The 25,430-nt window shown below is 70.5% G+C and carries 29 protein-coding genes, 1 pseudogene and 2 riboswitches; of the genes and pseudogenes, 16 read left to right on the top strand and 14 right to left on the bottom strand.

Annotated elements, in window-relative coordinates; all coding sequences use genetic code 11:
- Positions 1-12: 12 nt before the first annotated feature.
- The 3 genes from gcvH to KZC50_RS13890 form a co-directional block, all read right to left on the bottom strand.
- Positions 13-396 (bottom strand): glycine cleavage system protein GcvH, encoded by a 384-nt coding sequence (gcvH, locus tag KZC50_RS13900; protein WP_301133456.1) that lies wholly within the window; start codon positions 394-396, stop codon positions 13-15.
- Positions 393-1,499 carry a glycine cleavage system aminomethyltransferase GcvT gene (gcvT, locus tag KZC50_RS13895; protein ID WP_310892061.1) on the bottom strand — a complete coding sequence of 369 codons (1,107 nt, stop codon included), beginning with the start codon at positions 1,497-1,499 and terminating at the stop codon, positions 393-395. The genes gcvH and gcvT overlap by 4 nt, the downstream gene beginning before the upstream one ends.
- A gap of 45 nt (positions 1,500-1,544) precedes the next feature.
- Positions 1,545-1,651: riboswitch (glycine riboswitch) on the bottom strand.
- A riboswitch (glycine riboswitch) is annotated at positions 1,652-1,743 on the bottom strand. It lies immediately after the preceding riboswitch.
- Positions 1,744-1,778: 35 nt separating this feature from the next.
- A complete protein-coding gene (locus KZC50_RS13890) occupies positions 1,779-2,951 on the bottom strand; it encodes a MarP family serine protease (protein WP_053548914.1) in 1,173 nt (390 codons plus the stop codon).
- Positions 2,952-3,077: 126 nt separating this feature from the next.
- Between KZC50_RS13890 and KZC50_RS13885 the strand changes: the two genes are divergently transcribed.
- Genes KZC50_RS13885 through KZC50_RS13860 form a run of 6 tightly spaced genes read left to right on the top strand, consistent with a single transcriptional unit; the run spans position 3,078 to position 9,747 of the window.
- Positions 3,078-3,797 (top strand): NUDIX hydrolase, encoded by a 720-nt coding sequence (locus KZC50_RS13885; RefSeq protein WP_310892060.1) that lies wholly within the window; start codon positions 3,078-3,080, stop codon positions 3,795-3,797.
- A 12-nt stretch (positions 3,798-3,809) separates the two neighbouring features.
- Positions 3,810-5,171: a quinolinate synthase NadA gene (nadA, locus tag KZC50_RS13880; RefSeq protein WP_236968779.1), complete on the top strand. Its 1,362-nt coding sequence runs from the start codon at positions 3,810-3,812 to the stop codon at positions 5,169-5,171.
- Positions 5,168-6,775, top strand: coding sequence for an L-aspartate oxidase (gene nadB / locus KZC50_RS13875; protein ID WP_310892059.1), 1,608 nt, complete (start codon positions 5,168-5,170; stop codon positions 6,773-6,775). Before nadA ends, nadB begins: the two co-directional genes overlap by 4 nt.
- Entirely contained in the window at positions 6,775-7,644 is an 870-nt protein-coding gene (gene nadC, locus KZC50_RS13870; RefSeq protein WP_310892058.1) for a carboxylating nicotinate-nucleotide diphosphorylase, read from the top strand. The genes nadB and nadC overlap by 1 nt, the downstream gene beginning before the upstream one ends.
- A 1-nt stretch (position 7,645) precedes the next feature.
- A complete protein-coding gene (locus KZC50_RS13865) occupies positions 7,646-8,791 on the top strand; it encodes a cysteine desulfurase family protein (protein WP_301133468.1) in 1,146 nt (381 codons plus the stop codon).
- Positions 8,788-9,747 (top strand): glycosyltransferase family 2 protein, encoded by a 960-nt coding sequence (locus KZC50_RS13860; protein WP_236968782.1) that lies wholly within the window; start codon positions 8,788-8,790, stop codon positions 9,745-9,747. Before KZC50_RS13865 ends, KZC50_RS13860 begins: the two co-directional genes overlap by 4 nt.
- 28 nt (positions 9,748-9,775) lie before the next feature.
- Here KZC50_RS13860 and KZC50_RS13855 read toward each other — a convergent pair whose 3' ends face one another.
- Positions 9,776-11,794 carry an ABC transporter ATP-binding protein gene (locus KZC50_RS13855; RefSeq protein ID WP_301133644.1) on the bottom strand — a complete coding sequence of 673 codons (2,019 nt, stop codon included), beginning with the start codon at positions 11,792-11,794 and terminating at the stop codon, positions 9,776-9,778.
- Positions 11,795-11,824: 30 nt separating this feature from the next.
- Positions 11,825-12,466, bottom strand: a complete 642-nt coding sequence (locus tag KZC50_RS13850; protein WP_053548908.1) for a DUF1345 domain-containing protein — start codon at positions 12,464-12,466, stop codon at positions 11,825-11,827.
- 103 nt (positions 12,467-12,569) lie between these two features.
- Between KZC50_RS13850 and KZC50_RS13845 the strand changes: the two genes are divergently transcribed.
- Positions 12,570-14,090, top strand: a complete 1,521-nt coding sequence (locus KZC50_RS13845; protein WP_310892057.1) for a DHA2 family efflux MFS transporter permease subunit — start codon at positions 12,570-12,572, stop codon at positions 14,088-14,090.
- A gap of 40 nt (positions 14,091-14,130) precedes the next feature.
- Here the strand turns inward: KZC50_RS13845 and KZC50_RS13840 are convergent, their stop codons facing one another.
- Together KZC50_RS13840 and KZC50_RS13835 are read right to left on the bottom strand one after the other, a co-directional pair.
- The gene (locus KZC50_RS13840; protein ID WP_236968785.1) at positions 14,131-14,640 is read right to left on the bottom strand and encodes a hypothetical protein; all 510 of its coding nucleotides are present in this window, start codon (positions 14,638-14,640) and stop codon (positions 14,131-14,133) included.
- A 19-nt stretch (positions 14,641-14,659) separates the two neighbouring features.
- A complete protein-coding gene (locus tag KZC50_RS13835; RefSeq protein ID WP_257730661.1) occupies positions 14,660-14,788 on the bottom strand; it encodes a hypothetical protein in 129 nt (42 codons plus the stop codon).
- Positions 14,789-14,902: 114 nt separating this feature from the next.
- On the opposite strand from KZC50_RS13835, the gene adhP reads away from it, so the two are divergent.
- Positions 14,903-16,012 (top strand): alcohol dehydrogenase AdhP, encoded by a 1,110-nt coding sequence (gene adhP / locus KZC50_RS13830; RefSeq protein ID WP_310892056.1) that lies wholly within the window; start codon positions 14,903-14,905, stop codon positions 16,010-16,012.
- Here the strand turns inward: adhP and KZC50_RS13825 are convergent.
- On the bottom strand, positions 15,993-16,088 hold the full coding sequence (locus KZC50_RS13825; protein ID WP_310892055.1) for a 50S ribosomal protein L36: 96 nt from the start codon (positions 16,086-16,088) through the stop codon (positions 15,993-15,995). The two genes, adhP and KZC50_RS13825, sit on opposite strands and share 20 nt — an antisense overlap.
- 14 nt (positions 16,089-16,102) lie before the next feature.
- Between KZC50_RS13825 and KZC50_RS13820 the strand changes: the two genes are divergently transcribed.
- Both KZC50_RS13820 and KZC50_RS13815 read left to right on the top strand, forming a co-directional pair.
- A complete protein-coding gene (locus KZC50_RS13820) occupies positions 16,103-17,068 on the top strand; it encodes a GTP-binding protein (protein ID WP_310892054.1) in 966 nt (321 codons plus the stop codon).
- A 92-nt stretch (positions 17,069-17,160) separates the two neighbouring features.
- Positions 17,161-17,463 (top strand): DUF427 domain-containing protein, encoded by a 303-nt coding sequence (locus KZC50_RS13815; RefSeq protein WP_053548905.1) that lies wholly within the window; start codon positions 17,161-17,163, stop codon positions 17,461-17,463.
- Between the two features lies 1 nt (position 17,464).
- Here the strand turns inward: KZC50_RS13815 and KZC50_RS13810 are convergent, their stop codons facing one another.
- Positions 17,465-17,809, bottom strand: a complete 345-nt coding sequence (locus KZC50_RS13810; RefSeq protein ID WP_310892053.1) for a YchJ family protein — start codon at positions 17,807-17,809, stop codon at positions 17,465-17,467.
- 131 nt (positions 17,810-17,940) lie between these two features.
- On the opposite strand from KZC50_RS13810, the gene KZC50_RS13805 reads away from it, so the two are divergent.
- Complete coding sequence (locus KZC50_RS13805; RefSeq protein ID WP_310892052.1) at positions 17,941-19,533, top strand: catalase; 1,593 nt, start codon at positions 17,941-17,943, stop codon at positions 19,531-19,533.
- 73 nt (positions 19,534-19,606) lie between these two features.
- Entirely contained in the window at positions 19,607-20,425 is an 819-nt protein-coding gene (locus KZC50_RS13800; RefSeq protein ID WP_310892051.1) for a hypothetical protein, read from the top strand.
- Positions 20,426-20,429: 4 nt separating this feature from the next.
- On the opposite strand, the gene KZC50_RS13795 is transcribed toward KZC50_RS13800, so the two are convergent.
- Together KZC50_RS13795 and KZC50_RS13790 are read right to left on the bottom strand one after the other, a co-directional pair.
- Entirely contained in the window at positions 20,430-20,810 is a 381-nt protein-coding gene (locus KZC50_RS13795; protein WP_310892050.1) for an AIM24 family protein, read from the bottom strand.
- Positions 20,791-21,207: a DUF1801 domain-containing protein gene (locus KZC50_RS13790; RefSeq protein WP_236968789.1), complete on the bottom strand. Its 417-nt coding sequence runs from the start codon at positions 21,205-21,207 to the stop codon at positions 20,791-20,793. Before KZC50_RS13790 ends, KZC50_RS13795 begins: the two co-directional genes overlap by 20 nt.
- 97 nt (positions 21,208-21,304) lie before the next feature.
- Between KZC50_RS13790 and KZC50_RS13785 the strand changes: the two genes are divergently transcribed.
- The 3 genes and pseudogenes from KZC50_RS13785 (at position 21,305) to KZC50_RS13780 (ending at position 22,215) form a co-directional block, all read left to right on the top strand.
- Positions 21,305-21,649 (top strand): LysR family transcriptional regulator, encoded by a 345-nt coding sequence (locus KZC50_RS13785; protein WP_310892049.1) that lies wholly within the window; start codon positions 21,305-21,307, stop codon positions 21,647-21,649.
- Positions 21,541-21,939, top strand: a pseudogene (locus KZC50_RS15690) (DUF1697 domain-containing protein); the annotation flags it as partial. The gene KZC50_RS13785 and the pseudogene KZC50_RS15690, both read left to right, overlap by 109 nt.
- Positions 21,940-21,984: 45 nt before the next feature.
- Positions 21,985-22,215: a hypothetical protein gene (locus tag KZC50_RS13780; protein ID WP_310892048.1), complete on the top strand. Its 231-nt coding sequence runs from the start codon at positions 21,985-21,987 to the stop codon at positions 22,213-22,215.
- Positions 22,216-22,233: 18 nt separating this feature from the next.
- Here KZC50_RS13780 and KZC50_RS13775 read toward each other — a convergent pair whose 3' ends face one another.
- Genes KZC50_RS13775 through KZC50_RS13765 form a run of 3 tightly spaced genes read right to left on the bottom strand, consistent with a single transcriptional unit; the run spans position 22,234 to position 24,704 of the window.
- A complete protein-coding gene (locus tag KZC50_RS13775; protein WP_310892047.1) occupies positions 22,234-22,788 on the bottom strand; it encodes an alpha/beta fold hydrolase in 555 nt (184 codons plus the stop codon).
- Between the two features lie 46 nt (positions 22,789-22,834).
- Positions 22,835-23,908 (bottom strand): redox-regulated ATPase YchF, encoded by a 1,074-nt coding sequence (gene ychF / locus KZC50_RS13770; RefSeq protein ID WP_310892046.1) that lies wholly within the window; start codon positions 23,906-23,908, stop codon positions 22,835-22,837.
- A gap of 43 nt (positions 23,909-23,951) precedes the next feature.
- Complete coding sequence (locus KZC50_RS13765; RefSeq protein WP_310892045.1) at positions 23,952-24,704, bottom strand: class I SAM-dependent methyltransferase; 753 nt, start codon at positions 24,702-24,704, stop codon at positions 23,952-23,954.
- A 90-nt stretch (positions 24,705-24,794) separates the two neighbouring features.
- On the opposite strand from KZC50_RS13765, the gene KZC50_RS13760 reads away from it, so the two are divergent.
- Entirely contained in the window at positions 24,795-25,394 is a 600-nt protein-coding gene (locus KZC50_RS13760) for a 3'-5' exonuclease (protein ID WP_053548921.1), read from the top strand.
- The last annotated feature ends 36 nt before the right edge of the window (positions 25,395-25,430 follow it).

The raw sequence follows: 25,430 nt of genomic DNA, 5'->3' as shown, positions 1-25,430 counted from the left end.
CAGAACGGTCGCTCACGCGTCACCACCGGTCAGGGCGACGTAGGCGTCCCGGTCCATCAGGTCCGCCACGGTCGCGGGTTCCACGCGAAGCCGCAGCAGCCACCCCTCGCCGAACGGGGCGGAGTTCACCAGCGACGGATCGTCCACCACCGCCTCGTTCACCTCGAGCACCTCCCCGTCGAGGGGCGCATAGAGCTCGCCGACCGACTTCGTCGATTCGATCTCACCGCAGACCGCGCCCGCGGTCACGGGCGAGGCGACGGCGGGGAGCTCGACGAAGACCACATCGCCGAGCTTGTCGGCGGCGTAGTCGGTGATGCCGATCGTGGCGACATCGCCCTCGAGGGCGACCCACTCGTGCTCGGCGGTGTACTTCAGTGCGGCGATGTCGGTCATTTCTTCCTCCGGTAGAAGGGCAGGGCGGTGACGGTCGCGGGGATCCGCGTCCCGCGGACGTCGATGGTCAGGGGCGTGCCGGGCGCGCTCCGCTCCGGCGAGACGAAGGCCATCGCGATCGGATGTCCCAGGGTGGGGCTGAGGGCGCCGCTGGTGATCTCGCCGACGCGCTCCTCCCCGTCGAAGACGGCGTACCCGGCGCGACCGGCGCGCCGTCCCTCTGACACGAGGCCGACCAGGACGGGCAGATCGTCGGATGCCGCCTCCAGGGCTTCCTTGCCGACGAAGTCCTCCTTGTCCGTCGCAATGGTCCGCCCGAGCCCTGCCTGTGTGGGCAGGATGTCCTCGGTGAGCTCGTGTCCGTGCAGGGGCATCCCCGCTTCGAGGCGCAACGTGTCCCGCGCGGCGAGGCCGGCCGGAACGAGCCCGAGCGGTGCGCCGGCGAGCGCGAGTGCGTCCCACAGGCCCCCGGCATCCTCGTTCGCCACGAGGAGTTCGAATCCGTCCTCACCCGTGTAGCCCGTGCGGGCGACGAAGAGGGGGCTTCCCTGGAACGCGGCCGTCGAGAAGGCGTAGGAGGGAAGGTCCGCGAGCGCCGGGCTCATCTGCTCGATCCCCCGCGTGGCCTCGAGGATCTCCGCGGCCGCGGGCCCCTGCACCGCGATGAGGCTCATCGTGTCGCTGATGTCGTCGATGGAGACCTCCGCGGAGGACGGCACACGCGCGGGGAGCGCCTCCGCGACCGCCGCGCGGTTCCCTGCATTGGAGATCACCAGGAAGTGATCCTCCGCCAGACGGTACGCGATCACGTCGTCGACGATCCCTCCCCGAGGGTTCAGCAGGAGCGAGTACTTCGCCTTCCCGATCGGCATCGTCGAGAGCCGACCCGCGAACGCGACGTCGAGGAATGCTCCGCAACCCGCTCCGGTGACGCGGAACTCGGCCATGTGCGAGATGTCGAACAGGCCCGCCGCGGTGCGGACGGCGTGGTGCTCGGCGAGATCAGAGCTGTAGCGGACGGGCATCGACCACCCGCCGAAGTCGGTGAAGGTCGCCCCGAGTGCGACGTGGCGGTCGTAGAGGGCGGTGCGCAGATCGGTCATGAGTTCTCCCGGCGTCGGGCGGGCCGACGTCGGATGACGTCGTCGAACTCCCCCTCTGTCATGAACCTGAGAGTTTCGCGCGACCCGCGAGAGGCGGGACCGTGCTTTCACCGTCGGCGGACCCCGTATGCGGGGTCACTTTTCAGAGTCGGCCGACCGGGACGGTACGCGTACCTGAGAGATTGGCGGGGAGGCTTGCTCCTTCGGTGCCTGGCCGAAGCCAGGGCTCTCCCGTCCGGGTCGTGGGCCGGATGTGCAGTTGTGCGGCCAGCATAGCGCTCAGGTCGTGCAGCGTCCGGACGAAACGGCATCCGCGAGTCCCGGCGCCGCGTCGATCACGGGCGCGAGCTCGGTCATGGTCACCGCGTACCCGCGTTCGGCGTCGTCCTCGCCGCGGGCGAACACGACACCGGCGACCTGTCCCTGCGCATCGAGGAGCGGCCCGCCCGAATTTCCGGGACGCACCGCCGATTGCAGCGAGTAGATGTCCCGGGGCGCGGAGCTGTCGCCGTAGATGTCGGGCACCGGGACGGTTCCCACCGACAGGACACCCGCGCTGATCATGGTGAAGGGCCCGCCGAGCGGGTAGCCCTGCACGACCGCCGCCGTTCCGGGACTCAAGGTGTCGACCGTCGGCAGCGGCGCCACCCCGAGGTCTTCGACGGCGATGACGGCGAGATCGTCGACGGGGTCGAACCACACGACACGTCCCTCCCGCGCGGCGATGCCGGGGAGCTCCACCACCGGTGCGTCGACGCCGGCCACGACGTGCGCGTTCGTGACGACCCGGTCGGGCGCGATCACGAACCCGGTGCCGGTCGAGCTGGTGCCGCAGGCGTACGCGGTGCCCGATACCCGAGCGACGGATGCCGCGGCCCGGGCGAGCTCGGGATCGTCGAGGTCCACCGGCGGCACGCTCGGCGGCGCCGTGACCTCCAGGAGTTCACCGAGTCGCGGGAGGCCTTCGTCCACGACGAGTCCGCGGAGCTCCGCCATCGCCGCCGACACGGGCTGCGGGGTCAGGCGGTCGATGGTCCGCAGAACAGCGGAGGATGAGACGGCGGAGGAGACCACGGGCATTCCCGTGGCCGCGATCGTCCCGCCCGCGAGGGACAGCGCGAGCGCACCCACGAGGACGCCGGTGGCGGCGCCCAGGAGCCGATCGATCGCGCGCAGCGGGGTCCGGTCGACGCCGCGTCGGACGAAGGCGCCGAGGGCACCGCCGATGCTCGCGCCGAGGACCAGCACGAGCACGGTGCTCACGATGACGACAAGCGAGCGCCACTCCTGCCAGGGCCAGATGTCGTTGATCAGCGGGACGAGCCAGTAGGCCCCCACTCCTCCGGCGGCGAGTCCCAAGAGCACGCCGACGCTCCCGGAGAGGCCGCGTGCGGCGCCGCCGACAAGGGCGGCGATCAGCAGCGCGATAAGGACGACGTCGACGACGATCATGGTTTCCTCCTGCACGCCGACGGAGAGCCCAGGGTACGCACGGAACCTGGGACGTTGCCGCACCGTCGGCCGCGTTTGCCCTTCTGGTCACGACGACACTAAGATGATCGCGGAGATAGGGTCGCCATGACAAGAACTACCGTCGAAGACACGCCCGCCGTGGACGCCACCGCGAGCGATACGACGCGCGTCGCCGTGTCGACGGTCATCTTCGCACTGCGCCCGGTCGAGGCCGACGGGCCGCTGACCGTCGCGCTTCCCCTCGTCCGGCGGACCCGCGATCCGCACGAGGGGCAATGGGCCCTCCCCGGCGGATGGCTCGATATCCGCGAGAGCCTCGGCTCCGCCGCGTCGCGCACCCTCGCCGAGACCACGGGCCTCGCCCCGAGTTACTTGGAACAGCTCTACGCGTTCGGCGCCGTCGACCGGTCCCCCACCCGTGTCGTGTCCATCGTCTACTGGGCCCTCATCCGCCCCGACGAGATCGTCGAGGACGGAATCGAGAACGTCGGCTGGTTCGGCGCGGAGGGACTGCCGCCGCTCGCCTTCGACCACAACGAGATCGTCGACTACGCGCTGTGGCGGCTGCGGAACAAGGTCGGCTACAGCCGCATCGCGCACGGCCTGCTCGGCGACGAGTTCACCCTCGCCGAACTGCGCGAGGTCTACCAGACGATCCTCGATCGCAAGCTCGACCCCGCGAACTTCCGACGCCAGGTGGAGAACTCCGGAACCCTCATCCCGACCGACCGCTACCGCACGGGGAGCCACCGCCCCGCACGGCTCTACCGCTACAACCAGGACGTCAAACTGGCCGATCGCGGCCCGCTGTCGACCCCGCACTGAAGAGAGCACGACATGCCCGCCGTCAACATCGCCCTGACGCCCCCGCCCGCCGGCCAGCCCTCCGTCGATCACCTCATCCAGGCGATCGTGTCGGGGGAATCCCTCGATCAGACGTGCAACACCGATCTGGCCGCCGCACCCTGGGATTTCGACGCGCGACCCGGCTACGGCCCGGGTTCGTCGATGGGGGACGTCATCCCGACGGATGCACCGCGCCAGGGAGAGCTGCCGGCCTCCTACCGGGACGCCTCGGAGGAAGAACTCGACGAGCGGATCCGCGCCGCCAAGGAAACCCTCGGCGACCGGGTCGTCGTGCTCGGGCACTTCTACCAGCGTCAGGAGGTCGTGCGCCACGCCGACTACGTTGGCGACTCTTTCCAACTCGCCAACGCCGCTCTGGAGCACCCGGACGCCGAGGCGATCGTCTTCTGCGGCGTGCATTTCATGGCCGAGACGGCGGACCTGCTCTCCCGACCCGACCAAGCGGTGATCCTCCCGAACCTCGCCGCGGGCTGCTCGATGGCAGACATGGCCGACATCGACCAGGTCGAGGAGTGCTGGGAGCAGCTCGAAGAGGTCTACGGCGACCTCGAGGCCGTCGACGCGACCGGGCGCGTCCCGGTGATCCCCGTGACCTACATGAACTCCTCCGCCGCCATCAAGGGATTCGTCGGTCGTCACGGCGGCATCGTGTGCACCTCCTCCAACGCGCGCACGGTCCTGGAGTGGGCCTTCGCCCGCGGCCGGCGCGTGCTGTTCTTCCCCGACCAGCACCTCGGTCGCAACACCGCGAAGGCGATGGGCGTGCCCCTCGAGCAGATGCCGCTGTGGAACCCGCGCCGTCCGTTCGGCGGCTCTGACACCCGGACCCTGGAAGACGCCCGCGTGATCCTCTGGCACGGGTTCTGCTCGGTGCACCGCCGGTTCTCCGTCGAACAGATCGCCGCGGCGCGGCGCGACCACCCGGGCGTGCGCGTCATCGTCCACCCGGAATGCCCGATGGACGTCGTCGACGCCGCCGACGAGGCGGGCTCCACCGATCACATCCGCCGCGCCATCGCCGCCGCCACAGAGCCGACGACCTTCGCCATCGGCACCGAGGTCAATCTGGTTCAGCGCCTGGCTGCCGACCACCCGCAGCACACGATCTTCTGCCTGGACCCCGTCGTCTGCCCGTGCTCGACGATGTACCGCATCCACCCGGGTTACCTCGCGTGGGTGCTCGAGGGCCTCGTCGCCGGGGAGGTGCGCAATCGGATCACCGTGACCGGCGAGGTGGCAGAGCCCGCACGGGTCGCTCTCGAGCGGATGCTCGCCGCCAAGCCCGCGGCGGCGTCTCCGGAGGTCGCCGCGGGGTGGGAGAACGCGTCATGACGTCCGGGCGGGCTCCGGTGCGCGTGGTCGTCGTCGGGTCCGGAATCGCGGGGCTGACTGTGGCCCTCCACGCCGCCGACGCCGGATGCCGGGTGACCCTGGCGACGAAGGACGTGCTCGAACACGCCAACACCCGCTACGCCCAGGGCGGCATCGCCGGGGTGATGTTCCCCGACGATCGCGCCGATGCGCACCTGCAGGACACCCTGATCGCCGGCGCCGGCCTCGGTGACCCGGCTGCCGTCCGCGTCCTCGTCGAGGAGGGTCCGGCCCGCATCCGTGAGCTCATCGCCCTCGGGGTCGCCTTCGATCGCGCCGCCGACGGCACGCTCGTCAAGGGCCTCGAGGCTGCGCACTCGTACCCGCGGATCCTGCACGCGGGCGGCGACGCCACGGGCACCGCGATCGAGCGGGCGTTGGTCGCAGCCCTCCGTGCGGCCGACATCGACGTCGTCGAGCACGCCTTCCTCGTCGACCTGGTCTGCGACGGCGCCCGCGCGGTCGGCGTCGATCTCCTGCTCGGGGAGACGGATGCCGCCGAGGGTCGACGTGTGCGGCTCGACGCCGACGCCGTCGTCCTCGCGACCGGCGGTGCGGGTGAGCTCTACGCCCACTCGACCAACCCCGACGTGGCCACCGCCGACGGGATCGCCGCGGCTCTCCGCGCCGGAGCCGCCGTCGCGGACCTGGAGTTCGTCCAGTTCCACCCCACGACGATCGCGGTCGGCACCCCCTTCCTGGTCTCCGAGGCGGTCCGCGGCGAGGGCGCGACGCTGATCGACGACGTCGGACGCCGCTTCGCCTTCGACGCGCACCCGGACGGCGAGCTCGCCCCGCGCGATGTCGTCGCCCGCGCGATCGCTCGCCGAATGGCGGAACAGGACGGCAGGCCCGTCCGCCTCGACGCCGCCCCGGTGCACCCCGGCGACCCCGCCGCACGCGCCGTGCACCTCGCACGGCGCTTCCCCACGATCGACGCGGCGGTCCGAGAGCGCGGACTCGACTGGGCGCGGGAGCCGATCCCGGTGACCCCGGCGGCGCACTACCTGATGGGCGGGATCGCGACCGACCTCTTCGGCCGCTCGAGCCTCCCGGGGCTCTACGCCGTCGGGGAGACCGCGCGCACCGGTGTCCACGGCGCGAATCGACTCGCGTCGAACTCTCTGCTGGAAGGCGCCGTCTTCGGCGCGCGGGCCGGGGACGTGATCCGCACCGATGCCGTCGCCGGCACGTGGGTCGGACCCGCCGTCGAGGCGGGGGCCTCCGCGGCCCCGGCAGCCGACGTCCCCGTGACCACGCCGCTCGACCCCGTCCCGGTCTTCTCCCGCCGGCGACTCCAGGAGGTGATGTGGCAGGGTGCGGGACTCATCCGCGACGAGGACGGCCTCTCGCACACGGAGGCGCTCATCGCGGCGTGGCGCGCGCACACACGGACGCCACGCCGCGAGAAGGAGTACGAGGACGAGAACCTGCTCCTCGTCGCCGCCCACCTCGTCGCGGCGGCGCGGGCGCGCACCCTCTCGGTCGGAGCGCATTATCGTCGCGACACCGCGCCCACGCCCCGATCGCCCGCACCGGACCTCGTCGTGGAAGGAAGCAGCTGATGCTCACCCGATCGGTCATCGACCGCGCCGTCGCCCTCGCCTTGGAGGAGGACGCCCCCTGGGGCGACACCACGAGCGCGTTCCTGATCCCGGCGGACGCGACCGCGACCGCCGAGCTCGTCGCACGGGAAGGAGGCGTCTTCTCGGGTGGAGAAGTCTTCCGCGCCGCCTTCGCCCTGACCGATCCGCGCGTGACGGTCGACCTCCACATCTCGGACGGCGAGGCGTTCGAGGCCGGCGCTCACTTGGCGACCGTGACCGGCCCCGCGCGCGGGATCCTCACCGCCGAGCGCGTCGCGCTCAACTTCACCCAGCGGATGAGCGGCATCGCCACCCTCACTGCGCAGTACGTCGCCGAGACCGCGCTCACCGGCGCGCGGATCGCGGACACACGCAAGACCACTCCGGGCCTGCGGGCATTCGAACGTCACGCGGTGTCGTGCGGCGGCGGCCACAATCACCGCAGGACCCTCTCGGACGCGGTGATGGCCAAGGACAACCACGTCGCCGTCCTCCTCGCGGAGGGCCTGTCGGTCACCCAGGCGCTGCAGCAGATGATCGCCCGCCTGCCGCACACCACGCACGTGGAGGTGGAGGTGGACAGTCTGGATCAGATCGAGGCGGTGCTCGCCGCCGGGATCGGCACGATCATGCTCGACAACTTCTCTCTGGACGACCTCCGTCGGGGGGTCGAGATCGTCGGCGGCCGCGCGACCGTCGACGCGAGCGGCGGCGTGACCCTGGAGACGGTGCGGGCGATCGCCGAGACGGGCGTCGACGTGATCTCGGTGGGGGCGCTCACGCATTCCGCCCGCGCCCTCGACCTCGGGTTGGACGTCCGGGTCGATCGCGCCCCGGAACCGGTCTGAGGTGCTCTACCTCGACAACGCCGCGACGGCTCCCGTCCGCCGTGAGGTGCTCGAGGCGATGCTCCCCCACCTCGCCCACGGATTCGGGAACCCCTCCAGCCATCACACCGTCGGCGAGCGCGCCGCCGGTGTGCTCGCCGACGCCCGCGCGCGGGTGGCCGGGGTACTGGGCGTCCGCGCCGGCGACATCGTGTTCACCTCCGGCGGCACCGAGGCGAACAACCTCGCGGTGAAGGGGATCTCACTCGCCGCCCTCGCGCACCGCGAGCGCCGCCATCTGATCACCACGACGATCGAGCACGAGTCGGTGCTCGCCTCCGCGGATCACCTGCGACGCTTCCACGGATTCGACGTCACCTCCGTCACCGTGGGGGCCGACGGTCGCGTGGATCCTGATGCCGTCCTCGCGGCCGTCCGGGCGGACACGGCGCTGGTCACCCTCGGGTACGCCAACAACGAGATCGGCACCGTGCAGGACGTCCCGTCCGTAGCGTCGGCGTTGGCGGCGCGCGGCATCCCCCTCCATGTGGATGCCGTCCAGGCTGCCGGGTGGCTGCCGATCGACCGCCCGACGACCGGAGCGGACGCCCTGTCGCTGTCGGGCCACAAGATCGGCGCCCCCCAGGGGACCGGGGTCCTGGCGGTCCGCGGGCGTATTCCGCTCGAGCCCGTGCTGCACGGCGGAGGCCAGGAGCGCGGCCGCAGGAGCGGAACGGAGAACGTCGCGGGCGCCGTGGCGATCGCGACCGCCCTGGAGCTCGCCGAACACGACAGGGCGACGGATGCCGCGCGGGTGGGTGCCGCCCGGGACGCCCTCATCGCCGGTGTGCTCGACACCGTGCCGGCCGCGCGCCTCACCGGCCACCCGCACCACCGTCTGCCGGGCACGGCGAGCTTCGTGTTCCCCGGGACGAGCGGGGAGGCGGTCCTGCTCGAATTGGAGCGGCGCGGCATCGTCTCCTCCAGCGGATCCGCGTGCGCGGCCGGCAGCGACGAGCCGTCCCACGTCCTCACCGCGATCGGTGTGGACGCCGATGTCGCCCGTACGGCCGTCCGCATCACCCTGCCGCACGGATTCACCGCCGCGATCCCCCCGATCGTGGATGCGGTGGCGGCGTCGGTGACGGCCGTACAATCGGGCGCGTGAGCCGCCCTCTCGTCACCGTCGTCGTCCCCGGATTCGACGTCGCCGACTTCGCCGCGGAGGCGGTGGCCTCTCTCGAGGCCCAGGAGATGCCCGCCTGGCGTGCGATCCTCGTGGACGACGCCTCCCGCGACGCGACCGGGGCGATCTTCGATGAGGCCGCCGCGCGCGATGCGCGGTTCACCGTGATCCGCCACGCGAGGCGACAGGGCCTGGGTGCGGCGCGCAACGCCGGGATCGACGCGGTGCGCACGCCCTTCCTCGCCTTCCTCGACGCCGACGACCGGATGACCCCGTCCGCCCTCCGCCGGTGGATCGAGACGCTCGAGCGCACCGGCAGCGATCTCGTCGTGGGGGCCTACGTGCGCCTGCGCCCCACCGCCGCCGGCGGATATACGCCGGGCACGGTGCAGCCGTGGGTCGCACGATCGACTGTGCCCGCGCGCGAGGCTGTCAGCCTGCGCGAGCACCCGGACGTCTCGGGCAACATCGTGGCCTGGTCCAAGGCGAGCCGGACGGAATTGTGGCACCGCACCGGCATCCGTTTCCCCGTCGGACGGGCCTACGAAGACCAGGTGGTCGCCCAGCAGCTCTACACGCGCGCGCGGACGATCGATGCGATCCCGGACGTCGTGGTGGAGTGGCGCGAGCGCGCCGACGGGAGTTCCATCACGCAGCGCAAGGACGCCCTGCCGATCCTGCGCGACTACCTCGACGCCCTCGGAGGCGGGCTCGACGTCCTCGCGTCCGCGGGCCAGACGGCGGCGATCCGCGCCCGCGTCGACCTGATCCGGGAGCTCGATCTGCCCCCGCTGATCGAGATTGCGCGCATTCACCCCGATGACGCCTACCGACGGCACCTCGGAACGTTCGTCCGCGCCCTCGATGACCGGATGGCGGTACCGCGGAGCACGGATGCCGCACGCGAGCGCGCCCTCGACGCAGCGCGCCTGTGGTGAGACGCAGACGCGGGAGACGACGAGCGACTCAGGCGCCGGGAACCGCCGGCGGAACCCACGCCGGCTCGGGACCATCCGCCGCGACGGACTCCGGCGCCGGGCGCTCATCGATCGGGCCCTCCGGAGGGCGGTCCGCACGACGGTCCGGATGGTCTGCCGGCGCCTCCGCCTCCTCCGCCGCGAGGATGCGGGATGCGGCGAGCTGTTCCGCGGCGAGCTCGGCATAGAGCCCTCCTGCCGCGATCAGCGACGCGTGCGTTCCCGACTCGACGATCCGTCCCGCCTCGACCACGTGGATCACGTCGGCACCGATCACGGTGGACAGCCGATGCGCGATCGACAGCGTCGTCCGCCCGCGGGCGGCGGCGTCCAACGCCTCCTGGACGACCCGCTCGCTCACCGTGTCCAGCGCCGAGGTGGCCTCGTCGAGGAGCAGCACCGGCGGGTCCTTCAGCAGCACCCGCGCGATCGCGATCCGCTGCTTCTCGCCACCGGACAGCCGGTATCCGCGCTCGCCGACCACCGTGTCGTACCCGTCGGCGAAGCCCGAGATGACGTGGTCGATGTTGGCCGCACGACAGGCCCGGACGAGCTCGTCGTCGGTGGCGTCGGGCTTGGCGTACCGGAGGTTCTCGCGGATCGTGGCGTGGAAGAGGTACGTCTCCTGCGAGACGATGCCGACACTGTCGATGATCGACTCCTGCCGCAGCGCACGGACGTCCATCCCCGCGAAGAGGACCGCGCCCGCAGACGCCTCGTACATGCGGGGCGTGAGGTAGAGGATCGTGGTCTTGCCCGCGCCCGACGGGCCGACGAAGGCGACGTGCTGGCCCGGTTCGGCGACGAAGTCGATGCCCTGGAGCGTCGGGCGCGCGTCGGGAGCGGCATCCGGATAGCGGAAGACGACGTCGCGGAACTCGATACGCCCCACCGGCCCCGGCGCCTCGGCGACGTCACGGGCCTGCGGGGCGTCCCGGATCGCGGGGACGAGGTCGAGATACTCGAAGATCCGGGCGAAGAGCGCGGCCGAGGTCTGGAGGTCCAGCGCCACCCGCATGAGGCCCATCAGCGGCTGGAGCAGGCGGGCCTGCACGGTCGTGAAGGCGACGATCGTACCCGCCGTGATCGTGTCGTCGACGGAACCGGTGACGAGATACCCGGCCACCAGGTAGACCACGGCCGGGACGCTCGCCATCAGCACCTGCACGACCGCGAAGAAGCCCTGGCCGCTCATGGCGCGCCGTACCTGCAGGCGCACCTGGTTGCGGTTCTCCTCGGTGTAGCGCGCCGACTCGGTGCGCTGACGGTTGAAGGACTTCGACAGGAGGATGCCGGACACGCTCAGCGTCTCCTGCGTGATCGCGGTCAGCTCCGACAGCGATTCCTGCGTCTCGGCGGCGATCCGTGCCCGCACCTGTCCGACACGACGCTGGACGATCACGAGGAAGGGCATCAGGACGACGGCGATGATCGTGAGTCGCCAGTCGATGATGATCATCGCCACGAGGGAGGCGATCACGGTGACGACGTTGCCGAGGATGCTGGTGACGGTGTTGGTGAGGACGCCGGACACCCCGCCGACGTCGTTCTGCAGGCGCGACTGGATCACGCCGGTCTTGGTGCGGGTGAAGAAGCCGAGCTCCATCGCCTGGAGATGCTCGAACAGCCGCACCCGCAGGTCTCCGGTCACCCGATTGCCCACGGTCGAGGTCAGCCAGGTCTGCACGACGCCGAGCGCCGCCGACAGCAGGAACATCCCGACCATGATCAGGACCAGCCGCCACAGCAGCGGCACATCGGGTCCGCCGCCGGCGACCGGGAAGAGGGCATCGTCGAAGATCCGCTGCACGATGAGCGGCGGGACGACGGCGATCGCCGCGCCCACGATGACCAGCACTCCGGTGAACAGGATGCTCCACCGGTACGGGCGGAAGAGGGCCACCACGCGCCGGCCGAGGTCGGGGATCTTCGGCGCCTGCGCGTTCGCCCTGCGCTGCGCGTCGGTGTCGATCGGCCGGAAACCCGGTCCGCCGCCCCGCATACCCATACTCACGGCGTCAGCCTAGTCACCGCGGGATCACCCGAGGTCGAGGACGAGATTCACCACCGTTCCGATGATGACCGCGCCGAACATGTACGCCAGCAGCGCCTGCGGGATGACCAGCCGCCGGATCTCGTTCGACCGGACACTCGTGTCCCCCACCTGGTAGCCCATCCCGACCCCCAGCGAGAAATAGGCGAAGTCCGAGTAGGCCGGATCCTCGCTCTGGTTGAAGTCGATGCCCCCCACCGGATCCGAGTAGTAGAGGTGGGCGACGCGCAGCATGTAGTCCGTCTGGATCAGCAGCCACGACGCCGCCACGCTCAGGAGGGCGATCGCCGCGAGGATCCACGAGGTCACCTCCCCCGCGCGATCGGTCTGCACGAGCACGACGGCGACCGCACCGAGACTGGCCACGCTTCCGACGAGGGCGGCGACCCGGGCCACCGACCGACCGGGATCCTCGGTCGTCGCGTGCGCGCGCGTCGCCGCGGCATCCATCGGCCACACGACCAGCACGACCCAGACGACGGCGGTGGCCGCCAGCGCCGCCCACCCGGCGAGGAGCGCGGCGGCGATCCCCAGCACGGGGACGAGGGCGACCGTGATCAGGATGCCGATCCCCGCGGCGGTCGACAGCCGGAGCACCACGGTGTGATGCGGGCGCAGATCGCTCATGGTTCGCATCGTTCCACGGATCCGGGAATGCCGTGTCGGAGCACGCCGTTATCCTGGGGGCTTGCCATCTCCGGGTGGCCCCGACGATCTCGAGGAGTTCCCGATGGCCGCACCCGCGACCGCCCCCGTCGCCGCGCCCGCGTCGGGTGCGACGATCACCCGTGAAGAGTCGCGCGTCATCTGGCTGCTGCTGGCGGCGGCGTTCGTCGCCATCCTCAACGAGACCACGATGGGGGTGGCGATCCCCCACCTGATCGACGACTTCGGGATCACCGCCGTGGCCGCGCAGTGGCTCACGACCGCGTTCATGCTGACGATGGCCGTGATCATCCCCATCACAGGCTTCCTGCTGCGGCGTTTCCCCACGCGGGTGATGTTCATCGCGGCGATGAGCCTGTTCTCCCTCGGCACCCTCATCGCCTTCCTCGCGCCCGGCTTCCCGCTCCTGCTCATCGCGCGCGTCGTCCAGGCCTCGGGCACCGCGATCATGATGCCCCTGCTCATGACGACGATCATGAACGTCGTGCCCGCCCACTCCCGCGGCCGCATGATGGGGCGAGTCAGCATCGTGATCTCGCTGGCGCCCGCCATCGGTCCGACCATGGCGGGGCTCGTCCTCGACACCGTCGGATGGCGCTGGATCTTCGGCATCGTCCTGCCGATCGCCCTCCTGGCGCTGGCGGCCGGAGCGATGTGGATCCGGAACCTGGGCGAGACCACGCGCGTCGCCATCGACATCCCCTCGGTCATCCTCTCCGGCTTCGGCTTCGGCGGTCTCGTCTACGGCCTCAGCCTGCTCGGGGGAGGCGGACACGGCGGAGCGGAAACGGCCGAGAGCGCCGCCGCCGACGCCACGACCGCGTCACTCACCCTCGCCGCAGCCCTCGGAGTCGGCATCCTCTCGCTTGCCGCGTTCGTCTGGCGGCAGATCCGCCTGCAGCGGACCGACGATGCCCTGCTCGATCTACGGGTGTTCCGCTCGCTCAACTTCTCCCTGTCGATCACGCAGATGGCGATCATGTCCCTGGCATTCTTCGGGGCGATCACCGTTCTGCCCCTCTACCTCCAGCGCGTCGTCGGGATCTCCGCCCTCGAGACCGGCCTCATCGTGCTCCCCGGCGCCCTGGCCATGGGCCTCGCCGGGCCGATCATCGGGCGGATATACGACCGCTTCGGCACGCGGATCCTGCTCGTACCGGGGGCCGTCATCACGAGCGCGATGCTGTGGACCTACACGACGTACACCGAGACCACCCCGGTATGGTTCATCGCGGTCGCCCAGACGGTGCTGTCGCTGGGCCTCGCGCTGTCCTTCACGCCGCTGTTCACCGCCTCCCTCGGCTCGCTGCCGCGACGGTTCTACTCCTACGGCTCGGCGATCGTCGGCACCATCCAGCAGGTGGCGGGAGCGGCCGGAATCGCCCTCCTCATCGGGATCATGTCCGCCGTCACCGCCACAGGCGTGTCCGCCGGACTCGAGGAAGCGGCCGCAGGCGCCGCGGGCACGCGCGCGGCGTTCCTCGTGGCGGCGGTGCTCTCGCTCCCGCTTCTCGTCGGCGCATTCCTCATCCGCAAACCCGCGGACGAGATCGCGGAGGACGCCCCCGTCATCGCCACGCACTGATCCGGTCTTCGCCGGCCCGGCGGATCGCGCCGGCCGGGGATCAGTGATGGATGATCGCCTTCAAGAGGATGATCGCGCCACCGAAGCCCGCTGTGATGGTCGCGCTCAGAAGACGCGTGTACCAGTGGTGGGTCCATTTGGCCACCGCGAGCCATCCCAGGATGCCGAGGATCACGGCGCACATCACGAGTGCCGTCCAGATGGCCAAGGTGTCATCGATCACTTCGGTGACACCCAGCAGAAGCACCACGAGCGGTCCCGCGGATGCGACCAGCATCCCCGCTGACTGTCGCGCCGCGGCTCGCAGGCTCCGGCGCATTCCGGAACGTCCGTCGGTCGCGGCGAGCCGTCCCAGCGTCCCCGCGTACACGTGGGCGATGTAGAAGACGACGACCGTCACGGCGACGGTGAGGAAGGCGTTCACCGAGGTTCCGATCACCGACCCGCTGACGACGATCATCCCGGAGACGAGGATCAGTCCGTAGATGGCCTCCTCCGACATCAGAACGCGCGCGAGGCGCGGAGTGATCTGCAGCTGCGCGTCGGTCATCGCCGGAAGGCGGAGAAGGTCAGTCGCCGCTGGTGCCGCAGGCGCTTCCGCCGCAGCATCCGCCGCCGCCGGAGATGACGGCGAGGGGGGTCTTTTCATCCGCGTCGGTCGACGGGACGGAGGTGGTGGGGGTGGTGTCAGCACGCATCCCGCCATGCTACCCGCGGTCCCGGCGATCTGCATCCGTACCCCTTGATGTGGTCTGACCACAGGAGTAGCCTCCGATCAGGACGGCATCCGACCGTCGGAGGATGTGGGTGAAATGGCCACCATGACGCCCCTGACACCCCGCGCCGAGCGAGGGGTGCACCCCCTGGGCACGATGCGCGCCGCCGTGGTCGTGGCACTGGACGCACCACTGGAGATCCGCGATGTGCCGATCCCCCGGCCCGGACCCGGCGAGGCGCTCGTCCGGGTCCTGACAAGCGGCGTCTGCCACACCGACCTCCACGCCGCGCGCGGAGACTGGCCCGTCGCCCCGAAGGCCGACCTGATCCCCGGACATGAGGGGTGCGGCATCGTCGTCGAGCTCGGCGACGATGTCGACAGCATGCGCGTGGGCGACCGTGTCGGCAACGCGTGGTTGTGGAGCGCGTGCGGCGCGTGCGAGTTCTGCCGGACGGGAAGGGAGACCCTCTGCCCGCACCAGCGCAACGGCGGCTACTCGGTGGACGGGAGCTTCGGCGAGTACATGCTCGTCGATGAGCGGTTCGCAGCGAGGATTCCCGACGGCGTCGACAGCGCCGATGTGGCGCCGATCCTGTGCGCCGGTGTCACGGTGTACAAGGGACTGAAGATGACCGACACCGCGCCGGGCCAGTGGGTGGTCATCTCGGGGATCGGTGGACTCGGACACATCGCCGTGCAGTACGCCCGTGCGATGGGGTTGCGCGTCGCCGCCGTCGACGTCGACGAGGCGAAACTGACCCTCGCGCGACACCACGGCGCCGAGGTCACCGTCGATGCCCGCCACACGGATCCGGTCACAGCGATTCAGCAACAGACGGGTGGAGCGCACGGAATCCTCGTGACCGCCGTGCACCCCGGCGCGTTCGCTCAGGCGACAGGGATGGCGCGCCGTGGCGGGACGGTCGTCTTCGTCGGACTTCCTCCGGGTGATTTCCCCGCGGACATCTTCGATACGGTGCTGCGCGCCATCACGATCCGCGGATCGATCGTCGGAACGCGCCAGGACATGGTCGAGGCACTGGACTTCTTCGCGCGCGGCGAGATCCACCCGACCGTGAAGACCGAGCACCTGGAAGACGTCAACGACATCTTCGCGCGCATGGAACGCGGTGCGATCGACGGGCGGGTGGTGATGCGCTACGCCGAGGACCGACCCCGAGCATTCAGCCCTGCCGCCCCTTGAACCGGGGATTCAGCTTGTTGATGACGAAGACGCGACCCCGGCGGCGCACGACCTGCGCCCCGGGTTGTGCCTTCACGGGAGGCGAGACGCATGCCGTGGCAGACGATCACGGTGATCGGGGTGTGTGCTGCGGAGCGGCGCGCCTACGCGAGCGAGCTGGCCGCCGCGACGGCCAGACGAGCCGTGACGATCGAGGCGCACGACGGAGCCGAGATCACACGCGCCGTCGACCGGGGCGAAGCGCTGGTCCTCGACCTCGAGACCGACGTGGACCCCGCACCGATCCTCGACATAGCGGGCGATCGCGTGGTGTGCGTGGTCGACGCCCGTCACATGTTCGACGATCTCAGCGACCTCGCGCCCGTGTACGAGCGTGCACTCCCCGGCGACCCTCGCGGAGACATCGGAGCGCGAGCCCGCCGCGCGGTACGCGCGCTCGAATGCGCGCACCTGATCATCCTGGTCGAGTGGCGGCGGTCCTCGACGACGGAGCTGTCGATGATGATGGCCCTGGCCTCGCACCTCAATCCGGGCGCTCGTATACGACTCTCGCGCGGAGCCCTGGCGGATCTCCGGGCGAGCGGTGTCGACGAACCCGTCGGACCGTGGCGGGATCGCGCCGGATGGGTGCTCGCCCTCAACGGCGAACACGATCCCTACATGACCGACCCGCGCGTGCGCACTCTGCGCTACGAGCAGCTGCGTCCGTTCCACCCGACGCGGCTCGTACGCGCCCTGGACGATCTCGAGAGCGGACGGCACGGTGTCCTCCTGCGATCCGCCGGGCTGTGCCGGCTCGCGACGCGGCCAGGCGTCCTCGCACGCTGGGAGCAGGTCGGGTCGGCGATGTGGATCGACCCGCTCGAGGAAGACGAGGGCTGGTTGACGACCGGACAGGAGCTCGCCCTCATCGGCGTCGATCTGCACGGCACACGGATCTTCTCCGCACTGGATGACGCGGCACTCACCGACGACGAACTGGCGGCAGGTCCGCGCGCGTGGGAGGGCTACGACGACCCGCTGCCGGTCTGGCCGGCCCGCGTCGACGAGCGTTGATCCGACATGAGCCCAGGCCGTCGGGAAGACTCTAGGCTGAAGCCGGGCGCCGCCGGACAGGTGACGCTCGTTCCGATGACGGGAGAACGACGATGCGCGCAACGATGAACGGTGTCGTCCTGGCGGACGCGCCCGAGGACCGGCTCCTCAAGATCGAGGGCAACTGGTACTTCCCGCCGGACACCGTGGATTTCTCCCTCCTCGCCGAGAGTCCGACGCCGTACACGTGCGCGTGGAAGGGCGAGTGCCAGTACTACTCGATCGTCCACGGCGACGACGTCCTCGCCGACAAGGCGTGGGCCTACCCGCATCCGTACCCGAGCGCGTTCGACCGCGTCGGGACCGACTTCTCCGGCTACGTCGCCTTCGACCGGAGCGTGTCCGTCTCCGAGTGAGTCATCCCGACGCATCGTCGGCGGTGCCGGAGCGCACGTCGCCGTCGAGGTAGTACCAGCGGCCGGCTTCACGGACGAACCGCGAGCGCTCGTGGAGGACCCCGACGCGCCCCGCCTCGAGATAGGTGGCGCGGAACTCCACGATCCCTTCGTGGTCGTCCGCGCGCCCGCCCACCGTGTCGACGATCTGCAGACCGCGCCACCGCGGATTGCCATCGAGGTCGAGGGACGCGGGCCTCGTGGAGGGATGCCAGGTCCGCAGCAGCCAAGGCACGTCGCCGGCGTGGAATGCGGCGAAGCGCGAGCGCATCAGCGCCTCCGCCGTCGTAGGCTCCTCCTCGTCCACACGACCACTCTCGCACGTTCGCCTTACACGTTCTGCCGCTCGGGCGCATCCCGTTGACCCTGCCGGATCAGGGTGGTGGTCTGGTCGGGACAGAGGCGTCCACGCGTGCGACGTCCGGAGAAGGAGCTTCCATGCCAGACCTGCCCCGCCCCGCGGACGACGAGACCGTGGCGACCGCCCCGTCCGCCGAAGCCGCCCTCGGTTCCACGACGGACACCGGAGCACCGGCGCCGAGCGACCGCAACAGCCTCACCGTCGGAGCCGACGGCCCGATCGTCCTGCACGACGTCCACTTCCTCAACCAGATGGCGCACTTCAACCGCGAGCGCATTCCCGAGCGGAACGTCCACGCGAAGGGATCCGGCGCCTTCGGCACGTTCGAGACGACCGAGGACGTCAGCGCCTACACGAAAGCAGGGCTGTTCCAGCCGGGCGCGACGACGGACATGCTCGCGCGCTTCTCCACCGTCGCCGGGGAGCAGGGCTCCCCCGACACATGGCGCGACCCCCGAGGCTTCGCCCTCAAGTTCTACACCGACGAGGGCAACTACGACCTCGTCGGCAACAACACCCCGGTGTTCTTCATCCGCGACACGATGAAGTTCCCGCACTTCATCCGCTCGCAGAAGCGACGCGGGGGCAACGGCCTCCGCGACAACAACATGCAGTGGGATTTCTGGAGCCTCAACCCCGAGTCCGCGCACCAGGTCACCTACCTCATGGGCGACCGCGGCATCCCCGCCTCCTACCGCCACATGAACGGATACGGCTCGCACACCTACATGTGGGTCAACGCCGCCGGAGAACGGTTCTGGGTCAAGTACCACTTCCACACCGCGCAGGGGGTGAAGGGGCTGACGGATGCCGATGCGACGAAGATCGCCGGAGAGGATGCCGACTTCCATCGTCGGGACCTGTTCGAAGCGATCGAGCGTGGAGACTTCCCGTCGTGGCGCCTGTCGGTGCAGGTCATGCCGTACGAGGAAGCCGCCGGCTACCGGATCAATCCCTTCGATCTCACCAAGGTGTGGCCGCACGCGGACTACCCGCTCATCCCCGTCGGCACGATGACGCTGAACCGCAACCCGGAGAACTTCTTCGCCCAGATCGAGCAGGCCGCATTCGAGCCTTCGGCACTGGTTCCGGGCATCGGCTTCTCGCCCGACAAGATGCTCCTCGGGCGCGCCTTCGCCTACGCCGACACCCACCGCCATCGCATCGGCGCGAACTACCTGCAACTACCGGTCAACCGGCCGCGCGTGGAGCTGAACTCCTACACGCAAGACGGCCCCATGGCCTACGAGCACCGCGGAGACGACCCGGTGTACGCGCCGAACTCCTTCGGTCGCGGCTACGCCGACAACGTCGGCGTCGTGGATCCCGGGTGGGAGTCCGACGGCCCGATGGTCCGGGCCGCCTACACGCCCCGTTCCGACGACGACGACTTCTCCCAGGCCGGCGCCCTCGTCCGCGACGTGTGGGACGACGCGCAGCGGCAGACGTTCGTCCGCACGGTCGCGGGCCACCTCCTCGGCGGTGTGAAGGGCGACGTCCTTCAGCGGGCGTTCGCGTACTGGAAGGCCGTCGACGAGAAGACGGGTGCCGAGATCGAACGCCTCGTGCGCGCGGATGCGGACCTCGGCGGTCCCGGCGGCCAGGACGATGCCGCGAAAGCGGACGCCGCGGCCCCCGTCGTCGAGCACGATACGCACGCGCGCGACTGATTCGAGCACGGCACTGCGCGCGGATCCGCCGTGAACGGTCCCCGGCGGGTCCACGCGCGCCTACCATCGGGCTGTGGGCATCGATGCGCGGGACGAACTCGCGGTGCTGCGTGCACGGGCGTACGGACCGGATGCGGACATCGCAGAGGACCCGGAGGCGCTCGCCCGGCTTCGCGAGCTCGAAGACGGTCGCGTCGGCCCTGCGGCGCCACCGACCTCACCCGAGCACGCATCCTCCGACCGGGAGCCCCCTCCGGATGCGGACGTCCCGCGGCCGGAGGGGACGACCGAGCACGACGACCCCCACGAGCTCGGTCCAGGCGTCCGCGCGGTCCCCGAGGAAGAACCTTCGACGGAGGAGGGCCACCCGCGCACGCGTCGGCGCCGCGTCGCCCTGATGTGGACGGCATCCGTCATCGTGGCGGCGATGGTCTCCGCTGCCGTCGCCGTCTTCGCCACGAGGCAGTTCCAGGACGACACCGGCGGCGTCGCGACCCTCGGCGCGGACACCGAGTTCGTCTGGCCGCGGGCGTTCGGCGGCCCCGAACGCGCCGGCGATGCGTACGAGGTGTTCCACGGCATCCGTCCCCTCACCACGGACGACGCGCGGCGCACCGGCGCGAGCGACGAGTGCTTGTTCCTCCTGAGCGACGATCTGATCGACGACTCGGACTACTACTCCGGATCGATCTGGGGTTCAGGGTGCGGTGCCGGCGCCTTCCCCGCCGTGGTCGCCATGAAGGTCACCGCCGGCATGCCGGAGGAACTTCGGGCCCGATTCCCCATCGGCACGTCCCTGCAGTTCACTCTCCTCGATGGCGAGATCTCGGTGCAGCGGGCCTGGGGTCCGGTGTCCTACTTCGGCGACCCGGATCCCGCCGAGACCCGCTGAACGGTCACCCGTTGTCCGACGACCCCGAGGACCTGTCGGGCAGGTACGGCTCGATCGCCGCGGCGAGCTTCGCCGGCGTCATGGACTGCAACCACACGTGACCGGGACCGTGCAGCTGCGCAAGGAAGAGCGAGTCGCCGAAGACCCGGAGTTCGCGGATCGTGCCGGGCAGCTGTGCGGCGAACGCGACGAATCCGCCGCCCGCACCGGCGGTGTACTGCGTGAGGAAGAGCTGACCGCCGCCGACAATGCGTTTGAGCCCGCTCAGGAACCCGCCTCGCCCCCGGATCCGAATCCCGTCGAGGTTTCGATGTCGAGGCCGGGGGTGAGCCAGGCGACGTCGCCACGCCGATCTGCGGACGACATCACGACGGGTCGGGATCATCCCCTCTCGACCACGCGATGGCGATCAGGCGACGGAGGACGTCGAGGTCGATGTCGTCGAGTCGTCGGACGTAGACGCACCCGGCGCCCTCGGTGTATCGGCCGAGGGCGGGCAGGAGCCGCTCACCGTCCGGGAGATCCTTCAGCCCGTAGAGGGAGAGACTCGCCTTACGGGGCGAGAACGCGACCTTCGGCCAGACTCCACGGGTGCGCGGGTTGACGGGCGAGCGATAGGCGAAGCTCCCGAAACCGATCATCGACGGTCCCCACATCACCGGAGCGACGCCGGTCACCTCGGCGAAGATCTCCACGAGCTTCTCGCCGTCCTCGCGTCTGCGCACGGGGGTGACACGTCGGAGGAAGTCATCGACAGGTTCGTCGGTCGGTTGCGTCGGCATGCCTCGACAGTAGAGGCTCCGGCCGACACTCCCCCTCCCTTCCGACTAGCCTGGGAGAGCCCGCCCGGGCGACCACGACGACGGCAGGACGGCATCCGTGAAGCTCACCGATCTTCGACGATTCGTCGCTGTCGCCGAGACGCTGCACTTCCCGCGGGCGGCCGAGAGTCTCGGCGTCGGACTCCCCGCGGTCTACTCGGCCGTGGACCGGCTCGAGGAGGAGATCGGGCATCCGCTCTTCGAACGGAACGTCACGCCGACGCGGTTGACGGCGGCGGGGGAAGCGCTGTTTCCGGAGGCACGCGCTCGAATCGCGGCGGCGCCGACGGCTCCATCGACACCTGCTCCCGCGGGAGGGAAGGCGAAGGCCTCGAAGGGCAAGGGGCGCGCGCCGATCGTCAAGGGCCAGCCGAAGCCGTACAAGAAGCGCCAGGGCCGCTGAGTCGGTTTCCCGAGGGGCCCCGCGACGCCGCCCCTCCGCTGAAGCCCGAGCGATTCGTCGCGTTCCTCCGCAACGTCAACCAGGGACAACGTGGGCAGCCCACGACCGACGACATCCGCGGCGCATTCGACGACGCCGGATGCCGCGACATCCGCACCTTCCAGAGCAATGGAACCGTCCTGTTCGACGCGGACGATCCGGCGAGCGTCGCGCAGGTCGCCGAGGTCGCCGTCGCAGAGCGGTCGGGTCACGCGCGCGAGATCTTCTGGATCCCGCTCGCGCGGCTCGCCGAGATCGCCGAGATTCCGCATGCCGATACGCCCGGGCTCTACGAGGTGACCCTCCACGACGGTGGGACCATCACCGCGGACTCGGGCGAGATCGCCGATCAGGCCGGGCGACGTCGATGCGCCCTCGTCGCCAGCGGTGACGGGTGGGCGCTCGTCCGCAACGACGTCGCTCAGCAGGGGAACGCGACACCGCTCATCGAGACGCTCACGGGCGGACGGGCGTCCTCGCGCGGGCTGCCGACGGTCATCCGTCTCATCGACCGCTTCGCCCGGTGAATCCGCTCGGCAGTCCGCTCAGTCCCAGTCGAGGTACTCCTCGATGATGACCGCCGTCTCGACGGGCTCCATCATCGGGAAGAGGTGCCCGGTGCCCGGCAGCGTCTTCACGCTGGCCCGCTCCGGCGCCGTGGCCTGCAAGGTCTCGCCCGCTGAGGGCGGCGTCACGTCGTCGTCGGCACCCTGGATGATGAGGACCGGGATGACCGGCGCCAGCGCGACGTCGACGTCTTCGACGCCGAGGAGGAGGAGCCCGTTGAGGCGATCGGAGTGCGCCGCCGCGATCCGGCGAGCCAGCGTGCCACCCGCCCCGTGACCGCCGATCCACGTGCGCTCCAGCCCCACGTGGTCGATGACCGCCAGCGTCGACGCCACAGCGTCGGGCGCTTCGGGGTCGACGCCGATGCGGACGATGTGGAAGCCCGCCTCCTCGGCGAGGTAATGCGAGACCACACCGAGCGGGTTGCCGTCGAGTCCTCGTTCGGGGATCAGGACGAGCGAGACGGGCCCGTCGCCCTCGACGGCGAACGGGATCGCACGCCCCTCGGGATCGAAGATCTGGGTGTCGCTCACGGATGGTCCTCTCGGTGGGTGTGGATCTGGACGGGAGAAGGCCACGTCAGTTGTTGAAGCGGAACTCGACGACGTCGCCGTCCTGCATGACGTAGTCCTTGCCTTCCAGGCGCGCCTTGCCCTTCGCCCGGGCCTCCGCGACCGATCCCAGGGTCACGAGGTCGTCGAAGGAGATCACCTCGGCCTTGATGAAGCCCTTCTCGAAGTCGGTGTGGATGACGCCCGCCGCCTGCGGAGCCTTCCAGCCCTTGCCGATCGTCCACGCGCGGGATTCCTTCGGACCGGCCGTGAGGTAGGTCTGGAGGCCCAGGGTGTCGAAGCCGATGCGCGCGAGCTGGTCGATCCCCGACTCCGTCTGCCCGGTCGAGGCCAGCAGCTCAGCGGCGTCCTCGGGGTCGAGACCGATCAGCTCGGATTCGATCTTGGCGTCGAGGAAGACGGCGCGGGCCGGCGCGACGAGCGCTTCGAGCTCGGCGAGGCGCGCGGCATCCGTCAGCACCGCTTCGTCGACGTTGAAGACGTAGATGTAGGGCTTCGCGGTCATGAGACCGAGCTCCTTGATGGGGGCCAGGTCGAGACCGGCCTGCGAGAGCAGGACGCCGCGCTCCAACGCGTCCTTGGCCGCACCCGCGGCCTCGAGGACGGCCGGATCGGCTTTCTTCGTCTTGACCTCCTTCTCGAGGCGGGGGATCGCCTTCTCGAGGGTCTGGAGATCCGCGAGCATCAGTTCGGCGTTGATCGTCTCGAGGTCGTTCTTCGGGTTGACCGCGCCGTCGACGTGCACGACGTCGTCGTCGGAGAACCCGCGGACGACCTGCGCGATCGCGTCCGCCTCGCGGATGTTGGCGAGGAACTGGTTGCCGAGCCCCTCCCCTTCGCTGGCACCACGGACGATGCCGGCGATGTCGACGAATGACACGGTGGCCGGCAGGATGCGCTCGCTGCCGAAGATCCCGGCGAGCGTCGTCAGCCGCGGATCGGGCAGGCTCACGACCCCGACGTTCGGCTCGATCGTCGCGAACGGGTAGTTCGCCGCGAGTACGTCGTTCTTGGTCAGGGCGTTGAAGAGGGTGGACTTGCCGACGTTGGGCAGGCCGACGATGCCGATAGTGAGAGCCACGGGCGTCAAGTCTACGTGCGACTGGCGCCCGCCCCCGTGTCGGTCACGCGCGGATGCCGCGGAAGGCCTCCGTCCGGTACGGGAGGTCCACGGCCTCGATCCCCGCTTCGCGGCGGCACTGCGAGTCGAACAGGTCGCTGACGCGATCGAGGATCGCCGTGCGCTCCTCCACGGATGCGGCGATCACGCGGCTCCGGGAGGCGACCATGTCGAGGAGCGTCTCACGGGTGAGGGTGCGCTCCCACTGCCACGTCCGCCGCTTCCACGGCCCGATGGGCGCGCCGGCGCGGACGTCGCCGGTCGCCAGCATCTCCTCCGCGTGGCTCCCGCCCATCGCCGCGGTGAGGGCGGCGACCCAGGCCACGGCATCCTCTCGGATGTTCCAGACCAGCCCCAGGACTCCGCTGCTCCGCAGGACCCGTCCCACCTCCGCGGCGGCCTCCGCCGGATCGACCCAGTGCCATGCCTGGGCCACCACCACCGCGTCGACGGAGGCGTCGGGCAGCGGCATCCGCTCGGCGGCGCCCTGGAACGTGGGGACCCCGGGCACGCGGACACGCAGCTCGGCGAGCATAGCCGCGTCCGGGTCGACCGCGACGACATCGGCACCCGCCTCGCGCAGCACGCGGGTGAGCTTGCCCGTGCCGGCACCGAGATCGACCACGCGGGCGGTCCGCATCGGGCTCACGACCGGCTCCAACAGCCACTGCGCGACCTCGAGCGGGTATCCCGGGCGACCGGACTCGTAGACGCCCGAGACCGCGCCGAAGGAACGGGCGAGCGCATCATCGGTCATCCACCGAGCCTACGGGTGATCCCCGGGACGGTTCGGCCCGGCACGGCGCGCCTGTCGGGAACCGGCCGTCCCGCCGGAGAGGGTGGGGACGTGCCCCTGGACTTCACCGCGATCGACTTCGAGACGGCGAACTCCTCGAATGCGTCCGCGTGCGCCGTCGGCCTCGTCCGCGTGCGGGACGGCGAGGTGGTCGCGCAGACGGGATGGCTCATCCAGCCCCCGCCGGGACATGAGCGGTTCTTCGAGCTGAACATCCGCATCCACGGGATCACTCCGGAGGACGTCGTCGACGCTCCGACGTGGAGCGCGCAGCTGCCGGCGCTCGCGTCCTTCATCGGCGACGACGTCGTGGTGGCCCACAACGCCGGATTCGACATGGCCGTCCTCCGGCGTGCGTGCGAGGCGACCGGAGACGACTGCCCGCCCCTGCGCTACGCGTGCAGCCTCCAAGTCGCCCGCAAGGTCTACCGGCTGGATTCCTACCGCCTGCCGTTCGTCGCTGCGGAGGCGGGATTCGCGGAGTTCGCGCACCATAACGCCACCGCGGACGCGCTCGCCTGCGCGCACGTCATGATCGACGTCGCCCGTCGCGTGGGAGCCGACGACGTCGAGGGTCTCGCCGTCGGTGCCGGCGTGTCGCTCGGTCGGATCGACCCGGCCCCGCGCACTCCCGTCCTCGCGCCCGTCTGACCCGCGGATGTCGGACCCCACGGCCACGCTGGAACC

It is taken from the genome of Microbacterium aurantiacum, from assembly GCF_031625015.1.
GTDB lineage: Bacteria > Actinomycetota > Actinomycetes > Actinomycetales > Microbacteriaceae > Microbacterium > Microbacterium aurantiacum.
This window is presented reverse-complemented; position numbering and strand designations above follow the sequence as displayed.